Origin of the sequence: Ferrimicrobium sp. (assembly GCF_027319265.1) — a bacterium.
Lineage (GTDB): Bacteria > Actinomycetota > Acidimicrobiia > Acidimicrobiales > Acidimicrobiaceae > Ferrimicrobium.
This window is the reverse complement of sequence record NZ_DAHVNP010000014.1, coordinates 45677-64552: the sequence shown is the minus strand read 5'-3', so window position 1 is coordinate 64552 and position 18876 is coordinate 45677. Positions and strand designations below refer to the sequence as shown.

The window sequence follows — 18876 nt, the reverse complement described above, 5'->3', positions numbered from 1 at the left end:
GCGAGACGCCATCTTTAGGAGGTCAAATGGCAAAGAGTAGCAGCGGTCTTTTCGGTAGAGATATCGCCGTCGATCTCGGTACCGCCAACACGTTGGTGTACGTACGTGGCAAGGGTATCGTACTCAACGAGCCATCGGTGGTCGCCATCAACGTGCGGGATGGTCGTCCCCTGGCGGTTGGTGCTGAGGCCAAGCGGATGATTGGACGCACCCCATCGAATATCCAGGCGATTCGGCCACTCAAGGATGGCGTGATCGCTGACTTTGAGATCTGCGAGAAGATGCTCCGCTACTTTATTCATAAAGTCAACCAGTCGAAGATGGGCAAGCCGCGTATGGTCATCTGCGTTCCGAGCGGCATCACTGGTGTCGAGCGTCGTGCGGTCCAAGAGGCTGCTGAGTACGCGGGGGCAAGAAAACCTGCGTACATCATCGAGGAGCCGATGGCTGCAGCGATAGGGGCTGGGTTGCCTGTGCATGAGCCGGCCGGCAATATGGTCGTCGATATCGGTGGTGGTACCACTGAGGTCGCTGTGATCTCGCTCGGTGGGATTGTTACCTCCCGTTCTATTCGCGTCGGTGGCGACGAGATGGATGAGGCGATTATTGCCTACATCAAGAAGCAGTACTCGGTCGCGCTTGGTGAACGGACCTCTGAATCGATCAAGATGACACTCGCCTCGGCCTACCCGCTTGAGGAGGAGTTGCGCGCTGAAATCAAGGGTCGGGATCTTGTGACGGGCTTGCCAAAGACGATATCGGTAACGACTGAGGAGATTCGCGCAGCCATCTCCGAGCCGATTAACGCCATCGTCGATGCCGTGAAGGTAACGCTCGACAATACGCCTCCTGAATTAGCCGCTGATATCATGGATCAGGGTATTGTGCTAACCGGTGGTGGTGCGTTATTGGCCGGACTCGATCGACGACTCCACGAGGAGACGGGCATGCCCATCGTCGTGGCGAAAAATCCACTCCAATGCGTGGCTCTTGGGTCGGGGCAGTGCCTGGAGGAGTTTGAGGCGCTCAAACAGGTCTTGATTACCTCGTCACGTTAGGTCCCCCAACGACTTGTCACGACTACTCGAGCGACCTAGGGCAACACTTGCTGTTCTGATTCTGCTATCGGTCTCGCTCATCACGATCAACTTCAACGCTTCCCGTATGCATTTTGGATCACTCAAGGTTGTGGTCGCTGATGTGGTCAATCCGACGAAGTCGGCGCTCGACACCGTCTTTCGGCCGCTAGCGAACGCCTACCACGGAATAACGAACTACCCTTCCGACCAGCGTGAGATTGCCCAACTCAAGTCGAAGCTTGGGGTGATAGAACGCTCGCACTTTGAGGATCTTGGAGCGTTGCACGCGTTGACGCAGTTGAGTCGGCTGACGAGATTACCGTTTGCTACGACCCTTGCCTCCACTCCCGCGGAGGTCATCCAGATGACCCCTAGCAATCTACAGCTCACCTTTGTGATTGACCGTGGCAGCGCGAATGGTGTCGTGGTGGGCAATCCAGTGGTGGGCGGTGCTGGACTGGCAGGACGGGTGGTGCAGACGACGTCTTCAACTGCGACGGTGTTGATGGTCACGGACCCAACCTCAACGGTTGGCGTCCGGATCCCTAAGTCGGGCCAGGTGGGTGCCGCGGTTGGTCAAGGCACTGGAGAGCCGTTGACGATCAATTTGGTGGTGCCTGGCACCCATATCCGGCGTGGCGCGGTGTTGGTGACCTCCGGCCTGCAGGGCGAGTTGTTCCCACCAGGGATCCCGGCGGTTCGTGTCACCCAGGTTTCGAATCCTTCGGGTGACCTTCAAGAGAGTATCCGTGCAGTTCCTTTGGTGGACTATGCCACTCTTCAGTATGTCGCGGTGTTGAAGTGGACCCCGGGAGCTGGCTCGTGAGGTGGGTACGGGCGCTTGGGTTGCCTCTGTTGATCTTCACGGCGGTGGTGGTACAGCGTTCAGGGGCGGGTGGCTTCACCATTTTAGGGGTACACCCGGATTTTGTGATGCTTATGGTCGCTGCCGTGGGGGTGTACCGGGGCAGAGAGATCGGAGCGCTTACCGGATTCTTCGCTGGTCTGTTGGTCGACTCCTTCCTCACGACTCCATTCGGTATCTCAGCGCTCGTACTTTGTGTGGTAGGATATCTTGCTGGTGAGATAGAACGGTTGGATTCCGGGAGTCCCCTTGCTCTTAAAATTCTCATAGTTGGGGCTACTAGCGTCGTTGGGGAAGGGTTGAGTTCCCTAGTCCTCTACCTGCTTGGCCTTGGTAATCCGTTGCGGGCGAGAACACTCGACGAGTTGATCATCGTCGGAGGCATCAATCTAGTTCTCGCAGTTGTAGCGCTTGGTCTTTGCCGGTTGGTCTTTGGAGCGCAGGAACGAACCCCGATGCTCGAACGGAGGTAATCGTGCCCCAAGGATCAAAGAAAGTTTCGTTGAGTTTCCGGGCTCGTCTGCTCGGGCTGACAGGATTGGCACTCCTTGGCGGTCTGGTCGCTCGTCTCTATGCACTACAGGTGCTCGAGGCACCCTCATTTCAGCAGGCGGCCGCCCAGAACTCGACGCGGACTGTAGCGGTTCCAGCGCCTCGTGGCCTGATTCTCTCCCGTGAACAGAACGTGTTGGCGGGCAACCGCGTGGTTGATGTCCTTGGGTTGTCGCAATACGAAGCATCGCTGCACCCAAAGGTGGAGGGCAGGGTGGCGAAGTTGTTGGGGATCCCTGTTACCCAAGTCGCGGCTGACTTGCGTAATTCGCAGTACTCGACCTATGTACCGACACCGATTGGGTCAAATATTTCACAGGCCACCGCACTCTATGTGGCCGAGCACAGCAGCGAGTTTCCGGGGGTGACCACCAACTTCGAGACCCAGCGTACCTACCCCTATGGGTCGACAGCTGCGCATGTGCTCGGTTACGTTGGGGCGATCAGTCCACAGCAGCTGGCAAAGCTCGCATCGAAGGGTTATGCACCTGGTGACCAGATCGGGCTCGCCGGTGTGGAGGAGAGTTATCAGCAGTACCTGCATGGTACCCCGGGCCAGGAGAAGCTCATCGTCAACTCCTATGGTCAGGAGGTAGGGGTTGCGTCACGAACTCGTGCAAAGCCAGGTGGAGATCTGCAGTTAACCATCTCTCTTCCATTGCAGCAATATGTTGATAAGCTGTTAGCGCAGCGGGTCAACCAACTGCAGGGGAGCTACAACAGTTATTTTGGTCGCTACTCCAACGATGTCACCGGTGCTGCCGTGGTGGAGAACGTGAACGATGGGTCAGTGCTTGCGATGGCCTCGTATCCGACCTACCAACCGAGCCAGTGGGTTGGTGGGATCTCCTATGCCAACTACGCAAAGCTTACGGCACCGAGCTCACGTGATCCGTTATTGAATCGGGCGATCTCGGGTGTCTACACCCCAGGTTCAACCTTTAAGCTGGCGACCTCCTCGGCTGCGCTCCAAGATGGTTTGCTGACACCCACTACCATTATCGACGATACAGGTCGGTTTGTGATACCGAACTGTACTGGCTCGTTCTGCAGCCTGCACAACTCGGGTGGTGAAACCCTCGGCCCCATCGATATCAGCACGGCGATCAGTGCCTCCGATGACGTTTTCTTCTATACTTTGGGCTATCGTTTCTATACCGAACAGTCCAAGTTCGGCGCCACGCCTATCCAACACATGGCCGCCAAATACGGCTGGGGATCGCCAACGGGCGTTGCATTGCCAGGTGAGGCTGCTGGAATGGTCGACTCTCCGGCGCTCCGGAAGAAGTTGCACCAACTCTACCCTCAGGCGTATCCCTATGCTACCTGGTATGTTGCTGATCAACTTGAGATGTCCTTTGGCCAGGGTTTGACGGAGATCACCCCTTTACAGATGGCCAACGCGTACGCGACTTTTGCCAATGGTGGGACCCGGTACGTGCCGAGGATCGCTGAAGGCATCGTCAACGGGAACGGCAATCTTGTCAAGCGATTTGCGCCCAAAGTAGCGGCACACGTTCCTTTGAGCCCGTCGGTTCGTGCGGCCATCCTTGCTGGTTTCGAGGGGGTTATCTCCAACCCATTAGGAACGGCTCATGGTATCTTCCTTGGTTGGCCAGAGAGCAGTTATACCTTGGCGGGCAAGACTGGCACCGCCTCGGTCCATGGCGAGGTTCCAAATGCCTGGTTTGTTGCCTTTGGTCCCGAACCCAACCCAAAGTATGTGGTTGTCGTCGTAATCAAGGAGGGCGGCTTCGGTGACACGGGCTCTGCGCCGGTCGTCCGTCAGATCTTTCAGTACTTGAAGGATCATCCGGTTGGGGCTCCGACCTATGGCCTCAAGCACCTCGCCGCTGGCTCTACGGTTGCATTGAATGCACCCGCGCATCACCAGGCAACAACGGTCAAGTCGACGAGCGGTTCCAAGACAGGAACAACGACGAGCACGGGTACCTCCAGCACGGTGACGACGCCACCCAAAAAGAAGAACGGATAGCCGCAAGGGGAGCAGCCCTGGATTGGGGTGTCGGCTTTCGATCGACGCCTCTGAGTGGGCTACTACACTAGCGAGTGAGATGTTGCAGTATGTGCCCACTGAGTTGATCGTCACAGACCGATTATCACTCCTCGACGGAGTTGCATGCCGCCGGGATAGGGGCATTGCTCATTCTGCTTTGAATCATGCGCGCGTTACCGTGCGGCGTTGTTACTCCCGGCATCGTCCAACGTTTGATGGGTGCCGCAGTGCTCGCATGAGTGATTTTGAAAGGTTTTTGAATGGAAGAAACGAACCCGGTAGGGTCCGGTACCGATGGAGTGGCGAGCGAAAGTAAGCCAGCTCAGAGCCAAAGGTCGACAGGTCGGCGTTCGAGTTCGCGAACTCGCCAGCCGGGAGATACGACGGCGACCAACCCTCCGCGTCGCACCCAGTCGAGGCGACGGCCCACAAAGGCGCAAGCGCCAGTCGAGATGGAGATCCAAGGTCAAGTAGCGGAAACGATTGATGCGGGAGCTAAGATCAAGCGCCGGTTTGCCCAGCGGGCGCCGCGTGAGCGCCATGGACGTCCCGTCGGCCGGTACCAGATGGTGGTTCATGTCGCTGGGGATGTTACTCAGGTAGCCATCCTTGAGGGTCGAACGCTGATTCAACACTTTGTGTCACGGGCCTCCGACTCGCAGTCCAATATCAGTGGGAATATCTATCTTGGGCGAGTGGCGAACGTGCTTCCAGGCATGGAGGCTGCCTTTGTTGACATCGGTACCAATAAGAATGCGGTCCTCTATCGTGGTGACGTTCGTTATGATCGCGAAGACCTCGAATCATTCGATCGTAACGTCCGGATCGAACAACTGCTGCGACCAAAGCAGGTAGTGATCTGCCAGGTTGTCAAGAATCCGATTGCACAGAAAGGTGCGCGCCTGACCCAGGAGGTCTCGCTACCCGGACGGTTCGCCGTTCTGCTGCCAGGCGGTGGGAGTTTTGGGATCTCGAAACGGCTGCCTGATGACGAGCGTCGTCGTCTCCGACGGATTCTCGATGATGTTGCTCCTGAAGGTTTTGGGGTCATTCTGCGTACCGCTGCTGAGGGATCCACGAAGGAAGAGCTCAAGCGCGATGTCGATAGCTTGATGGAGTCGTGGAGAAAGATCGAGGAGATGACTAAATCGGCACATGCCCCCGCTCTCCTCTACCGTGAACCACCATCGGCAGTACGGGTGATCCGGGAGGAGTTCAACCGGGAGTTCCGTGGGGTCACTATCGATGACCTCGCCCTCTACCAGGAGATTGCCGGATATGTCGCGGCGATCTCTCCAGAGTTGGCTGATCGGGTGGAGTACTTCGACCCTGCCACAGAGAAGTTGGCCATCTTTGATCAATTTCATGTCCGTGAGCAGTTGCAGAAGGTTCTTGAACATAAGGTCTGGCTCCCGTCCGGTGGGTCGATTGTGATCGACCGAACCGAGGCGTTGACGGTGATCGACGTGAACACCTCTCGCAACGTTGGTACCGTCTCGCTCGAGGAGACGATCCATAAGAACAACCTCGAAGCGGTGGAGGAGATTGCGCGTCAACTGAGGCTTCGTGATATCGGGGGTATCATCGTTATCGACTTCGTCGATATGATCGAGGCCCAGAACCGAGAGGATGTCATGCGCGCTTTTCGTGCCGCACTGACACGCGATAAGACCAAAACCCATGTGTATGAGATGTCGCAGCTGGGCCTCGTGCAGATGACCCGGCACCGCATCGCGGAAGGACTTGTTGAGGCGCTGTCAGAAGTCTGCCCCAGTTGTGGCGGAAGTGGCTATGTCATCGACCCGATGATCACCCAGTAGGACGTATACTAGTACCGATATGTATGCAGTTGTTGATGTAGGCTCAAAGCAAGCCAAGGTTTTTGAGGGTCGGACGGTTCTGGTGGAGCGTCTTGACGTTCCTGCCGGTGACGAAGTGTCTCTGCGCCCAGTACTGTTTGTCGACGATGAGCGAGTGCTCGCTCGTGCCGATGAGCTTGCCGGTGTATCGGTAGTCGGCGAGGTCGTCGAGGAGGTAAAGGGGACCAAGGTTATTGGTTTCCGTTACAAGTCCAAGGCGAACGAGCGTAAGCACTTTGGTCACCGCCAGAAGTACACTCGAGTGCGAATTACCTCGATCGTCGCCGGGTAGCTCTCGGAGCTCAGTTGAGCGACTGCGGAGGAGTGTTCGCCCTGACGTGCGGTCATGACGCCAAAGTAGGTCCTGTCGCCAGGCCGTAAAGGTTTTGATGTGGGTGACAGAGGCGTGAGTACAAAAAGAATGAGGAGATAATGTCAAAGACTAAGGGTGGTGGTTCCACTAAGAACGGCCGTGACTCTAATGCCCAACGATTGGGGATAAAGGTCTACGGTGGTCAGACGGTGCAGGCAGGATCGATTCTTGTTCGCCAACGCGGTACGAAGTTTTATCCAGGTGACCATGTAGGGCGTGGTAGCGACGATACCCTGTTCGCCAAAGAGTTTGGTCAAGTGGTATATGGGCAGCATCGGGGTCGTAAGTTCGTCTCAGTGGTGCCGATCGAGGATCCCCTCAACTAGCCGTTGCACGATCCTGTCCTCTGCGGGACGGTAGTTGTGCGAACGCAGTGCTTGTCGCGACTGCAAGCCATACGACGTTAGGGTAGCTCCGTCGGGTGTGGCCGAGCGGTTCACGTTAGGTCGGCAGGTGGTGCGAGTGAATTTTAGAAGGCGGGGTCTTGGGCCCCGCCTTCATTGGTATAAGCGAGGTGAGGATGGCGGAGTTCGTAGATGCTGCGCAAGTCCATGTCAAGGGGGGCAACGGAGGAGCTGGCGCTGTCTCATTCCGACGCGAGGCGCACGTGGATCGCGGTGGGCCTGATGGTGGAGACGGTGGGAAGGGTGGCGATGTAATCCTGAAGGTGGACCCTCAACTCGCTTCGTTGATTGTCTTTCGCGACCAGCCTTTTCGTCGCGCGGGCGATGGTGCTCACGGCCAGGGAAAAAAGATGCATGGTGCTGGTGGTCGTGATCAGGTGGTTGGGGTTCCGCTTGGTACTGTGGTACGCGACTTCGATGGTACGCTCGTCGCTGACCTCGCCGAAGCTGGAGCAGCATTCGTCATTGCCCGTGGCGGTCGAGGGGGAGCTGGTAATGCTAGATTCCTCTCCAACCGTCGGCGGGCTCCTGGCTTCGCTGAGCAGGGTGAGGTGGGTGAGGAGTTCTGGTTTAATCTTGAGCTCAAACTCAAGGCCGATGTCTGCTTGATTGGGGAGCCAAATGTCGGAAAGTCCTCACTGATTGCCAACATCTCCCGCGCACGTCCCAAGATTGCCGACTATGCCTTCACCACACTCATCCCTAATCTCGGTGTCGTACGTCCCGCTGACGCAACAGAGTATATCGTCGCTGACATCCCAGGCTTGATCGAGGGAGCGAGCGAGGGTCGCGGATTGGGGCATGCCTTTTTGCGGCATGTCGAGCGGGCGGTGGCGCTGGCGCTTGTGGTTCCGGCTGACTTGGATGAGCGTGCAATGGAGGAGTGCGTTGCGCAGTTGCTCCATGAACTCACCAACTATCAGGAATCCCTCGGCGACCGGCCTCGCGTGCTTGTTGGTACGCGACTCGATCTTGTCGACGACGGGGAGGAGGCGCAACGACGGATGAGCCGTGTTGCTGAACAATTCTCCATGCCGTTGGTTGGGGTTGTCTCCAATGTGGACCGACGTGGCATGGCGAGTGTGATCTATGGATTTGCCCAGGTGGTGGCCGATGCGAAGGCTGGCGGACCGGCGACGGTGGAGAGAATGGTCTATCGGCCTCGGCCGAACTTCGAGGTACGGGTGACGCGTACAGGAGATGCGGCCTTCATGGTGGATGGCAGGGATGCGCTCCATGCGGTTGGTCTGAGTGATCTCGGGCAGGCTGATGCACTCGCGATCGTTCATACGCGCTTGGAACGCATGGGAGTGTTCCGGATGTTGCGACGGCTCGGCTGCCGCGAAGGCGATCTTGTGAAGATAGGGAGTTTTGAGTTCACCTTCGAGGAGGACTGATGGGGATCGCTCGTCTGGTTGTGAAGGTTGGGACGACCTCGTTGACCACGGACGCAGGCGAGTTCCGCACCGAGGTCGCCACCGGGTTAGTGCAGGGTATTGACGAGGTTCGTCGGAGCGGCGTCGAGGTGGTGCTGGTGGTCTCGGGTGCGATTGCACTCGGTGTACGGCGATTGGGTGTCGCTCGGCCAGCGGAGGCGGCCGTCTTGCAAGCGATCAGTGCAGTCGGGCAAGTAGAGCTGCTCGCGCAACTGGCGCAGCGCTTTCGAGCTTACGGGATGGAGATCGGCCAGATGTTGCTGGCACCTCAGGATTTCGGTGATCGCCGTCAGTATCTGCACGCGAGGGCCACGCTGGAGGAGTTACTGCGGATGCACGTCGTGCCGGTGATCAACGAAAATGATGCCGTTGCGAATGAGGAGATCCGCTTTGGTGACAATGATCGGCTGGCGGCACTGGTCTCCCACCTAGTCCACGCTGATCTGTTACTTCTGCTGACGGACCTGCCAGGCGTCTATGACGCCGATCCTCGGCGGGTGAGTGGGGCACAGCTGATTGAACGTCTCGAGCTTGATGCCTTCGATACCGTGCGTGCGCAGGGTTCGATCTCTGGGCGCGGAAGCGGTGGGATGTCATCGAAGTTGGCCGCCGCCAATATTGCGGCGCGCTCTGGAGTGGATTGTTTGATCGCGTCGGCACAGACGGAAGGGGTCATCGTCGCCGCAGTACAGGGGCGTCCCGCTCCATCGACCTTGATCCCCTCCCTTGGAGTACGTGAGCCTGCTCGACGCCTCTGGATTGCGTACGCGACCGACCCAGAGGGTTCACTGGTTGTCGATGAGGGGGCGAAAGCGGCGCTCTGTTCGAGTTCAGCTTCGTTGTTGGCCGTGGGGATCCGTCAGGTGCGCGGTCGTTTCATGGCGGGGGCGACGGTTGAGATCGAGACGGCGGAGGGTGGAGTGTTCGCTCGAGGGATTACGCGCTTGGATGCCTCAGCCATTCTTGGTACTCGTGGGGTCGTGGTCCATCGAGATGATCTCGCTCTTCTTGTCTAAAATCGTAATGCCGACGGTGTACGCTGGGGAGGGAATTGAAGGCCACCCTTCTATCACACTATGAGGTGCCATGAGACAGGATCTGACAAACCAGGACAAGCCCGCGCAAGACAAAATCGCCCACGAGGCCGATCACGGTGCCGTTACGGATCGTGATGGGCTCACGAGGATGGCCGAAGCAGCGAGGGTAGCCCAGCGGATTTTGGCCACGAGTGCGGGAGCAGTTCGAGTCCGGTTGCTGGAGGCTATCGCAGGGGCGCTTGAGGCTGATCGCGCGAAGATCCTCACGGCGAATCGTCTCGATCTCGATAGTGCCCATAACTTGACCGCCGCTCAACGTGATCGCCTCACCCTCGATGAGTCCCGTGTAGGAGCGATGGTCGACTCTGTTCGGGCGATTAGCCGCCAACGCGACGTGGTGGGGGAGGTAATCGAGGGGTGGGTCCTGGCTAATGGCCTCAGGGTGCGTAGGATCCGGGTGCCTCTTGGAGTCGTGGGTGTGATCTATGAGAATCGCCCTAATGTGACCTCGGATGCGAGCGCGCTGGCACTATATGCGGGGAACGCCATTCTGTTACGAGGCTCGTCGCAGGCTCGACACTCGAATCAAGCCATCGTTGCTTCAGTGAGGAGGGCACTCGCCGAGGTGGGTTTGCCGATAGAGTTGGTGGGGTTAGCAGCTGAGACGAGTCGCGAAGGTGCCGTTGCTTTTATGCGACTCGACACAGCGATGGATGTGCTCATCCCACGAGGTGGTCCAGAACTGATCGCTACCGTACGGGCTCAGGCTACGGTGCCCACGATCATCGATGGCGATGGTAATTGCCATGTCTACGTGGACGAGGGTGCCGATCTTGCGATGGCCGTCACCATCATCGAGAACGCTAAGATGCAACGCCCTGGTGTTTGCAACGCGATGGAGACGCTCCTGATCCATGCCAGCGTGGCCGAGTCATTACTCGGTCTGTTGGACACGGCTCTGGCGCCGGTGGAGTTACGTGGAGATGCGCGTACCCTCCGGGCGTGTCGCCGTGCAGTGGCGGCAACCGAGGACGACTACGCTCGCGAGTTCTTAGATCTGATCTTGGCGGTGCGTGTGGTCGATAGCCTTGATGAGGCCATTGACCACATCCGCAAGTACAGTTCAGGTCATTCTGAGGCGATCATCACGTCCGACCTAGCCCATGCGCAACGGTTTGAGCGTGAGGTCGATGCCGCCAGCGTCTTGGTCAACGCCTCAACACGCTTTGTCGATGGAGGTCAGCTCGGCATGGGGGCCGAGATAGGCATCAGTACGCAGAAGCTTCACGCACGCGGTCCGATGGGTATCACGCAGCTGACGACGACAAAGATCGTCATCGAAGGAGAGGGTCAGATTCGTCACTAACCTGGAGGGGGTGTTGTACCTTCAGAGTCAAAAGGAGGTCTCGGACGCACTCGCTCAGGTGGGTTACTTGCCGAGTACCGAGATCGCCACCACCGTCTTTCTTGCGACCAAATTAGCGAAGCCTATTTTGGTTGAGGGCCCGGCAGGCACTGGCAAGACTGAACTCGCCAAGGCACTGTCACGGGCGTTTTCGCTCGAGTTGATTCGCCTGCAGTGTTATGAAGGGCTCGACGAATCTCGAGCGCTCTATGAATGGGACTATCGCAAGCAGCTGCTCGCACTACAGGCAGGAGCTGACCAAGAGGTGCAATCGATCTTCTCACAGGAGTTCCTGTTGGAGCGGCCTCTGTTGGCGGCACTACGGGGCGAAGCGGAGAAGATTCTGCTGATCGATGAGGTGGATCGCCTCGAAGTCGAGACGGAGGCCTTGTTGCTTGAGGTCCTCGCGGAGTTTCAGGTGACCGTGCCGGAGCTTGGCACAGTGGTCGCCACGTCAAAGCCGATCGTTGTCTTGACCTCCAATGGCATGCGGGAGCTCTCCGAGGCACTTAAGCGGCGGGCGCTCTATCTCTATCTCGATTACCCAAGCCAAGCTCGTGAGCTCGATATCGTACGTACCGCGATACCTGAGATCGAGGAGGAGCTAGCGGAGCGTCTGGTGGCCATCGTGGCCCGCCTCAGGTCATTGGACCTTAAGAAGAGCCCATCGATCGCCGAGACGCTCGATTGGGGTCGATCCTTGATGGCGCTCTCGGTGGATTCTCTTGACGACGATGTCTTGACCGCCACTCTCCCCATTCTGTTGAAGCATCGTGCCGATATCGAGCGGGCACTCAAGGAACTGTCGCCACGAGCCTCCTGACGTGTTACTCAACACTCTTCTTGCGTTTGTTGAAGCCCTTCGTGCGGCAGGGGTCAGTCTGGGACCATCGTCAGTGATCGACGCGGCGGCTGCCTTGGTCGCAGTTGACTTGCTCGACAGAGAGGTACTCCGTGCGGCGTTGGCTGCCACTCTTGTCAAGGAGCAGTCCTCCTTGGCGATCTTCTACCGTCTCTTCGATGTCTTTTTCTCTGCTGGCTCCCACGCTGAGGCTGACGGCGAGGATGAAGAGGAGCTGATCGACGCTATTCGCGATGCCTTGTTGGCCCAAGACTATGAGCGGCTAGGCGAGCTAGTCGGTCGGGCAGTGGAGCGCTTCGCCGGGGTCTCCCCGGATCGCCCCGTCTCGGGTGTCTACTATGCCTATCGAACTGCGAGGGGTCTTGATATTGACCGGCTGCGTTTCGAGCTTTTGGCAGGTCTCGCCACCCAGCAACAGGGGGATGCGGCATCGGTCTTTGATGACTCCGATTTTGAGGTCGCACAGCGGCTTAAGGCGTTGACGTCTGCCATCGATCGTGAGGTGTTGGCGCGCGTGGTCGAGGCACGTGGTGCCACTGAGGTGGCGCGAACGCTCGGCCTCCATCTGCCGGAGGACGTCGAGATTATGCACGCTTCACGGGAGGAGCTTCGAGAGCTCCGACGCATCGTTACTCCGCTGGCTGTCAAACTGACCGCTAAACTTGAGCGGCGACATCGGGCCCACAACACTGGCCGACTCGACTTCCGAGCGACGATCCGGCGATCACTGTCGACCGGTGGTGTCCCACTCGATCCAGTGACCCGTGATGATCGGCCGATGCGTCCAGAGGTAGTCCTGCTCGCTGATGTCTCTGGCTCGGTCGCCTCCTTTGCGCGGTTCACGATGCAACTGCTGTTCGCACTCTCGCATGAGCTGCGGCGTCTGCGCAGCTTTGCCTTCATCGACGAGATCGACGAGGTCACGGAGCTTCTCGGCAGAGGCGGCGATATTGAGGTGGCGCTTCGTAACGTTGCCCAGTCGGCCAAGGTCGTCGGCTTAGTTGGACATTCAGACTATGGGGCAACGTTTCGGCACTTTGATGAACGCTACCACGCAGCCATCTCGCCTTCGACGACCCTCATCATCTGTGGTGATGCACGCTCAAACTATCATGATCCGGAGGAACTTCATTTCCGAGCCTTCGCTGAACGGGCAAAAGCAACATACTGGCTCAACCCGGAGCCAAAAGGCTACTGGAATACGGGTGACTCAACGGTGGCGAGCTACTCCGCCTGGTGCAACGCTGTGGTCGAGTGTCGGACGCTGCGCCAGTTGGAGCACTTCGTCGAGCAGATCCTCTAGCAGCTGGCGTCCTCGTCGATAGGGCTGCCAAACTGGCTGGTGGTGCCGTACTGGACGTAGCGGATGACGCCGCCTCCGAAAGCAGACCAACTCGATCCAGCCACTCCTTGACAGACGGATGCGGGGCTGGCTCCGGGATCGGGAATCCAGAGCGAGGTCCCAGAGGGAAGCATGCCGCCCTCGGTGATCTGTGACCACTGGTAGTTTGTGGAATAGACGCCGACGTTGGCTGCACCGAGGGACTCAAGTGCTGCGATGGCGCCGAGAATCGCATCGTAGTTGGCGTGAGGGTTGCTGGTCCAGCTTCCTGAGGTTTCCGTATCGAGCCACCAGGTGTTGTGAACAATATTGGGAAGGTCAGCGGCGTTCGCGTTGACCGTCGCGGTGTCGTAGCCAAAGATCGCCTGTTGCCAGCCGAAGTTGAAGTTAGGACCTGGGGCGTCACAGGAGTGGCCGGCGGCCACGTAGAGCTGGCAGCCCAACGTCGTCACCGGTGCGGTGGCGAAGTCCCCGCTGGCGTTTGGTTCATCGTATTGGCAGGTGGCGGTGTTCCAACCAGGCAGCGCGGTGCCAGTAGCGGCAAGACCGATGTCGCTCGGGACACTGACACATCCACTGGGGACGAGGTCGGTGACCGCAGGGTTCGTGTTGCTTGCATTTGGACTGTCACCGAGAAAGAGAAAAGGTTGGGTGGCGTTGCCTGCGATCTCCAATGCCGCCATCAAGCCTTGGGAGATCCCGTTGCTTGCGGTGCCACAGCCGACGCCGTTGGGTGGCGTATAGTCAAAGCTAAAAGGATAGCCATTGGTCTCGACAAACATGAGCCCTTGCGGCGAGTTTGGAAGGTCTTGACAGTTGTAGTTCGACACATCGTAGCCATGCTCCTCAGGGACCATGACCATTGCCACGATGGGTGCTGGTATCTGTCGGCTGCCCAAGGAGTTTAAGAACGGGGCGGAGCCGAAGTTAAAGACGCCACCGTCGGCGGCGACGAGCCAGTACCCGCCACCTCCGGGAGCGACCGTCATGCCCACAATCGGCTTATTCAACGGGTGGGCACCACTCAACCCCGTGATCCCATCAGAGTAGGTCGACCCGTAGAAGCCAGCATTGCCAAAGTCAAAGACCCCGCCATCGGCTGCCACCATCCAGTAGCCCTGACCGTTCGGTGTCGCGGCCATACCGACGATAGGAGCGTTCAACGGGTGGGCACCACCGAGACCCGTGATCCCGTAGGTATAGGTTGACCCATAATTGGCTGCATCACCGAAGTTAAAGACGCCACCGTCTTTGCCAACCATCCAATAGCCGCCTCCATTTGGTGTCGCGGCCATACCGACGATCGGTGCGGCGAGCGGGTGGGCGCCGCCCAGACCAGTGAGTCCGTCGGTGTACGTTGATCCGTAGGTCTGCGCACCAAAGCCATAGACCGAACCATCAGCCCCGGCGAGTAGGTACCCAGCGCTGGCGGTAGTCGCGCTGGCGAGGTGTGAGGCCGGGAGTGGAGTGGTCGATGTCGCCGCCGGCTTGGCTGGGACGACGAGGACGGCGAGGACGAGCGCAAGGCTGATAGCCAACGAACGTAGAATCGCACCACGGCTGTGTCTGAACATGATACCCCCAGGCAACGGTGAATCGACGGTAGTTATGTTACCCTCTATCGTCAGACGGTGTCCAACTATTAAGAGAATACATCCAACAAATGTTCAATAAAAAATATTGCCAACACGAGGTTGCGCTCAAGAGCGACGCCGAACTGCCGAGAGACCAGCAGGGAGGTGGTTATGGAACCGTTGCAGCCACAGAGTGTGCGTCGTTTTCTAGATCGACGCATGGAGGTACATATGGTAGGAGAGCAACAGCTTATGGGACGACTGCTGAGCGTCTCCGGAGGTCTTCACCCGACGATGTGGTTGACCGAGGTCGATGGCGAGGAGACCGATGTCGTCCTCGGGCTCGATCGCATCCTCGACTGTCAACTGGTCGAGGAGTCAGGGGCGACGATCCGGTTCGCAAGAACACCGATGCCTTCGATGGTCGATTCCATCGTCTCTCCTGGTTCAAGAAAACGCTGAGGGTTACGCCCGGCGCCTACACCTGATGGCGTGCCCATACTCACGAGGTCACCTGGCTCAAGCGTGAGTATTTGCGAGAGGTAGGCGATTGTTTCGGCTACCCCAAAGATCATCTGTGAGCTCCGACCATTTTGCATCACCTCACCGTCCACTGTCAGGGTCATCGCGAGGTCGTTCGCGTCGTCGACCTCGTCACGGGTCACCAACCAGGGTCCGACTGGGGTGGTGCGTTCGAAGATCTTCCCCTGTAAGAACTGGCTGGTTCGATTTTGAAAGTCACGGAAGGAGACGTCATTGACGACGGTGTATCCAGCGACGTGATCGAGGGCTCGTTCCTGGGTGACAAAGCGTGCCGGCTTGCCGATCACCACGCCGATCTCGACCTCCCAGTCCATTGCATCAGAGATCACTGGCTTGACAATTGGGGCGTAGGGGTCGGTGAGTGTCAGTGGGTATTTGGCAAAGAGTGTTGGAAACGCTGGGCGATCATGGAGCATCTCGGCAACATGATCAGTGAAGTTCAGACCAAGGCAGATAATCTTGCTCGGGGTCATCACCGTGGCCCGGATGACGGCCTCTGCGACATCGACGGTTTCGAACTCGGTCACGTCGGCCAACGCGCTGACATCACCGCCAAGGGCCCGTAGAGCCTCTGCAAGGTCGTGAAACGGAGTCACTCGGTAGTGGCTTCCAAAGTCGATGGCCGCCCGAGGGTGGCCCTGAAATTCGATCGTTGCAAAGCGCATGGTAACTCCCTTGAATGAAAGGCGACCGAGGTCGCGCTGCCTTGGCGCCAGTCTATCTGTCGAGCGCGTGAGTGAACAATTGGATTTCGGCTAGCTTGGCCCGGTGGCCAGTGCCGACGGGTCGACTAGCGTGATAGCGGATTGCATGATCGAGCGGATGACGGGAGCAGCCGATGACTGACCAATTGAGCGAAGACGAGCTAGATGCTCTGGCTGAGTTTCTCGATGATCCTGAGGCGCCACCCGAGCGTTTGACGCTGACTGCCTTTGACGGCTTTGTCGCCGGTCTGGCCGTGGCTCCAGTCGGTGTTGAACAGGATGAGTGGGTCGAGTTGGCCCTAGGCGTCGTGCGTGAGGGTGAGGTGATCGATCCCACCGTGATCGATTTCATGACCCGCCACGCCCAGGTTGTGCGCGAGGTGATTCGTACGCGCCCGGAAGAGTTCCTTCCCATCTTCGATTCTATCGTGGAGGTAGACGGGGACGAGGAGCTTGAGGAGATCTCGCCGGTGGAGTGGTGCGCAGGCTTCCTGCTGGCGACCGATCTCTTTCCAGAGGCGTTCTCCACGTTAGCCGAGGATGATGAGGCGGTAAACCTAATGTTACCGTTTGTAGTGTTCGGGACCGAGGAGGGGCTCGAGGCGCTTGAGGAGAATCAGGATGGCTTCGCCGAGGAGCTGATCGATTCTATTCAACCATCGGTAGTCGGTCTCTTCCGCTACCTAGCTGAGCGCGATGGAGTTGATGCTCCTGCACAATCAGCTGCGGAGCCGTCGATACCAGAGTGATGGCCGATCTGGGCTCGTCGTCGCCGAGAGCCTCGCTGTCGGTGGAGTGGATCGCGTGCCAAACAGGACCCACAATGCCATTGTCGGCGGGCCCATTGTTGATAACATCGGTGCGGCTATCGTACCGAATGGGCGAACTCCCCAATGACGCGATGGCCTCGCGCGGTCCACGCCATCTGTGAGCCTTCATCGGTTCACGGTTAGGCTGGCGGCGATTGACAACTTGCACTTTTCCTACAAGGGTAGGGTTCATCAACCCCCATGGGGTCGGTGCTTGGCGATGGGGATCGTTGATTGCGCTCACCCTCCACGTTGAGAGGCACAGACCGTGATGGGAGCTTGCTGAGCTTGTACCCAGCTTCGTGGAACTCCTGTTCAGCGAGGTTGTGCGTTCGAGGGTGTCGGTAGCTCGATACGGGTAGCATCGGACCAAAGCCGTTCGAGCTGGTAGAACTCGCGCGCTTCGGTAGAGAAACAATGCACGATGAGCGATCCAAAGTCGAGCAGCACCCACTCCTCGCCTCTTTCACCCTCGACACGAACATGAAGACCATATTCGTCCCTGGCGCGGTCGCGGAGTTCATCGACTAACGAGTGCAGGAGTCGCGTGTTGGAACCCGTCAGGATCAAAAAGTAGCTCGCAAAGGTTGACACCTCTCCGATGTCGATCGCCAACACATCGCTGGCCGATTTTTCCATAGCGACGGCAGCGAGAAACAGGGCTAACTCACGTGGATCGACATCGACGCGCCTGTTTTCAGTGTGTGGAGTGGGGCCGGGATAGATCTCAATACCCAACTTTTGCCCTGGTCGTAGGTTATGTTTCACGATGCTTCCAGTGTAGCCGCCGACAGTGGACCCTTCGGTAAGGAGGGCGGGTTGTCTGTCACGTGCCGGGCTGCAAGGGCGTACCGTCAAGGAGCGATAGCTCAATGGTGCTGATTTCGCGAGTCATCGTGAGGTCGGCCTCGGCTGAACAGATCGGACATGGCTGTCGATGGCGTTGCGACCGAAGCACGCGGGAGCCATCGGCGGTGAGACGGACGATGAACTCTCCAGAGACTGGGTCCAGCGTGAAGGACTCATAGTGCTCCCAAGCTGACTCGGGCAGGAGCGAATAGGAGCTTGGAAGGGGATGACTTCTCGGTAGACGTAAGAACCTCTTCTCCTGCGCCTCAAAGACCCACAAGCTGTTGCAGGTCTCTATCGTCTCATAACGATCACTTGATTCGTTGGTGCGTGCAGCCATGCGTAGTATTCCAATCTGCAAGGACATCTCTGTCCCGATCGTGCGTTCGATCCCAGGCCTCTGCTATTTTAGTCCAGACGAGCCGACGACCCGGTAGGTCAACCGTGGTCCTCACCGGTGCTCGCACCTCCAGCGGGTTGTTCGCGATAGAGCGCATAGAGTTCTATGGCGTCGATGGCGGTCGCCGGCAAGAGGAATTGCAGGGGACGACGATCGCGCACTCTCTCCCGAAGATCGGTAGAGGAGATGTCGAGCCATGGCATCTCTGCGAGTATTGGTTCGTCAAAGTCCAGGATGTGGCTGATGGTGGGGTAACCATAACGATTGACGATGACGAGCCGAGCCAGCTTTGAGAGCTCCTCGGCCCGTTCCCACGTTGGCATTTGCGACGCTGCGTCAGCGCCGACGACGAGAAAGAGCTCGTCAGCTGGTTGTGCGTCGTGAAGTTCTATCAGGGTATCGATCGAGTATGATAGGCCTCCTCGACGGATCTCGATGTCGCTCGGCTCGAGTCCTGGGATGGGGGCGAGAACCTGGGTGACCACCAAGTGGCGTAGCTGGGCATCGGTTACCTCCCGGGTGCCTTCCTTTTGCCACGGTTGGTTGGCGACGATGAAGAGGACGCGGTCGAGATGTGCGGCGTGCATGGCATTTTGGGCAGCCACAAGGTGGCCAATGTGAATAGGGTCAAAAGTCCCTCCGAAGACACCTAGCCGCATTGGCGGTGCCTTAGAGGGCGCTGAGCGGCCTGGTCTCGGTGCATAGTGGTCCACTCCTCTGCTACGCGGCTGCGTTGCTAAGCAATCTTACTGGGGTCAGGGTACCC

Annotated in this window: 19 protein-coding genes; 13 read left to right on the top strand and 6 right to left on the bottom strand. The window is 58.3% G+C overall.

What is annotated here, in order from left to right:
• Positions 1-26 precede the first annotated feature (26 nt).
• From M7439_RS01495 to M7439_RS01440, 12 genes are all read left to right on the top strand, one after another.
• Positions 27-1058 carry a rod shape-determining protein gene (locus M7439_RS01495; RefSeq protein ID WP_298334626.1) on the top strand — a complete coding sequence of 344 codons (1032 nt, stop codon included), beginning with the start codon at positions 27-29 and terminating at the stop codon, positions 1056-1058.
• Between the two features lie 13 nt (positions 1059-1071).
• Positions 1072-1905: a rod shape-determining protein MreC gene (gene mreC / locus M7439_RS01490; protein WP_298345730.1), complete on the top strand. Its 834-nt coding sequence runs from the start codon at positions 1072-1074 to the stop codon at positions 1903-1905.
• Positions 1902-2417 (top strand): rod shape-determining protein MreD, encoded by a 516-nt coding sequence (gene mreD, locus M7439_RS01485; protein ID WP_298345733.1) that lies wholly within the window; start codon positions 1902-1904, stop codon positions 2415-2417. Before mreC ends, mreD begins: the two co-directional genes overlap by 4 nt.
• A 2-nt stretch (positions 2418-2419) precedes the next feature.
• Positions 2420-4492 carry a penicillin-binding protein 2 gene (gene mrdA, locus M7439_RS01480; protein WP_298345736.1) on the top strand — a complete coding sequence of 691 codons (2073 nt, stop codon included), beginning with the start codon at positions 2420-2422 and terminating at the stop codon, positions 4490-4492.
• A gap of 281 nt (positions 4493-4773) precedes the next feature.
• Positions 4774-6333 (top strand): Rne/Rng family ribonuclease, encoded by a 1560-nt coding sequence (locus M7439_RS01475; RefSeq protein WP_298345739.1) that lies wholly within the window; start codon positions 4774-4776, stop codon positions 6331-6333.
• A gap of 19 nt (positions 6334-6352) precedes the next feature.
• The gene (rplU, locus tag M7439_RS01470) at positions 6353-6664 is read left to right on the top strand and encodes a 50S ribosomal protein L21 (protein ID WP_298345742.1); all 312 of its coding nucleotides are present in this window, start codon (positions 6353-6355) and stop codon (positions 6662-6664) included.
• A gap of 140 nt (positions 6665-6804) precedes the next feature.
• On the top strand, positions 6805-7071 hold the full coding sequence (rpmA, locus tag M7439_RS01465) for a 50S ribosomal protein L27 (RefSeq protein WP_298345745.1): 267 nt from the start codon (positions 6805-6807) through the stop codon (positions 7069-7071).
• Between the two features lie 194 nt (positions 7072-7265).
• Complete coding sequence (obgE, locus tag M7439_RS01460) at positions 7266-8546, top strand: GTPase ObgE (RefSeq protein ID WP_298345747.1); 1281 nt, start codon at positions 7266-7268, stop codon at positions 8544-8546.
• Positions 8546-9601, top strand: a complete 1056-nt coding sequence (gene proB / locus M7439_RS01455; RefSeq protein ID WP_298345750.1) for a glutamate 5-kinase — start codon at positions 8546-8548, stop codon at positions 9599-9601. Before obgE ends, proB begins: the two co-directional genes overlap by 1 nt.
• Before the next feature lie 70 nt (positions 9602-9671).
• On the top strand, positions 9672-10988 hold the full coding sequence (locus M7439_RS01450) for a glutamate-5-semialdehyde dehydrogenase (RefSeq protein WP_298345752.1): 1317 nt from the start codon (positions 9672-9674) through the stop codon (positions 10986-10988).
• 10 nt (positions 10989-10998) lie between these two features.
• Positions 10999-11850 (top strand): MoxR family ATPase, encoded by an 852-nt coding sequence (locus tag M7439_RS01445; RefSeq protein WP_298345755.1) that lies wholly within the window; start codon positions 10999-11001, stop codon positions 11848-11850.
• Position 11851: 1 nt separating this feature from the next.
• On the top strand, positions 11852-13192 hold the full coding sequence (locus M7439_RS01440) for a VWA domain-containing protein (protein WP_298345758.1): 1341 nt from the start codon (positions 11852-11854) through the stop codon (positions 13190-13192).
• On the opposite strand, the gene M7439_RS01435 is transcribed toward M7439_RS01440, so the two are convergent.
• From M7439_RS01435 to M7439_RS01425, 3 genes are all read right to left on the bottom strand, one after another.
• Positions 13189-14805 carry a hypothetical protein gene (locus M7439_RS01435; RefSeq protein WP_308464349.1) on the bottom strand — a complete coding sequence of 539 codons (1617 nt, stop codon included), beginning with the start codon at positions 14803-14805 and terminating at the stop codon, positions 13189-13191. The two genes, M7439_RS01440 and M7439_RS01435, sit on opposite strands and share 4 nt — an antisense overlap.
• Before the next feature lie 207 nt (positions 14806-15012).
• Positions 15013-15171, bottom strand: a complete 159-nt coding sequence (locus M7439_RS01430; RefSeq protein ID WP_298345764.1) for a hypothetical protein — start codon at positions 15169-15171, stop codon at positions 15013-15015.
• Entirely contained in the window at positions 15168-16013 is an 846-nt protein-coding gene (locus M7439_RS01425; protein ID WP_298345767.1) for a fumarylacetoacetate hydrolase family protein, read from the bottom strand. The genes M7439_RS01430 and M7439_RS01425 overlap by 4 nt, the downstream gene beginning before the upstream one ends.
• Before the next feature lie 173 nt (positions 16014-16186).
• Here M7439_RS01425 and M7439_RS01420 point away from each other — a divergent pair, with 173 nt between their 5' ends.
• Complete coding sequence (locus M7439_RS01420; RefSeq protein WP_298345770.1) at positions 16187-16801, top strand: UPF0149 family protein; 615 nt, start codon at positions 16187-16189, stop codon at positions 16799-16801.
• A gap of 375 nt (positions 16802-17176) precedes the next feature.
• Here M7439_RS01420 and rsfS read toward each other — a convergent pair whose 3' ends face one another.
• From rsfS to nadD, 3 genes are all read right to left on the bottom strand, one after another.
• Positions 17177-17629 carry a ribosome silencing factor gene (rsfS, locus tag M7439_RS01415; RefSeq protein WP_298345772.1) on the bottom strand — a complete coding sequence of 151 codons (453 nt, stop codon included), beginning with the start codon at positions 17627-17629 and terminating at the stop codon, positions 17177-17179.
• A gap of 58 nt (positions 17630-17687) precedes the next feature.
• Complete coding sequence (locus M7439_RS01410) at positions 17688-18050, bottom strand: hypothetical protein (RefSeq protein WP_298345775.1); 363 nt, start codon at positions 18048-18050, stop codon at positions 17688-17690.
• A 98-nt stretch (positions 18051-18148) separates the two neighbouring features.
• Positions 18149-18769 carry a nicotinate-nucleotide adenylyltransferase gene (nadD, locus tag M7439_RS01405; protein ID WP_298345777.1) on the bottom strand — a complete coding sequence of 207 codons (621 nt, stop codon included), beginning with the start codon at positions 18767-18769 and terminating at the stop codon, positions 18149-18151.
• Positions 18770-18876: the final 107 nt, after the last annotated feature.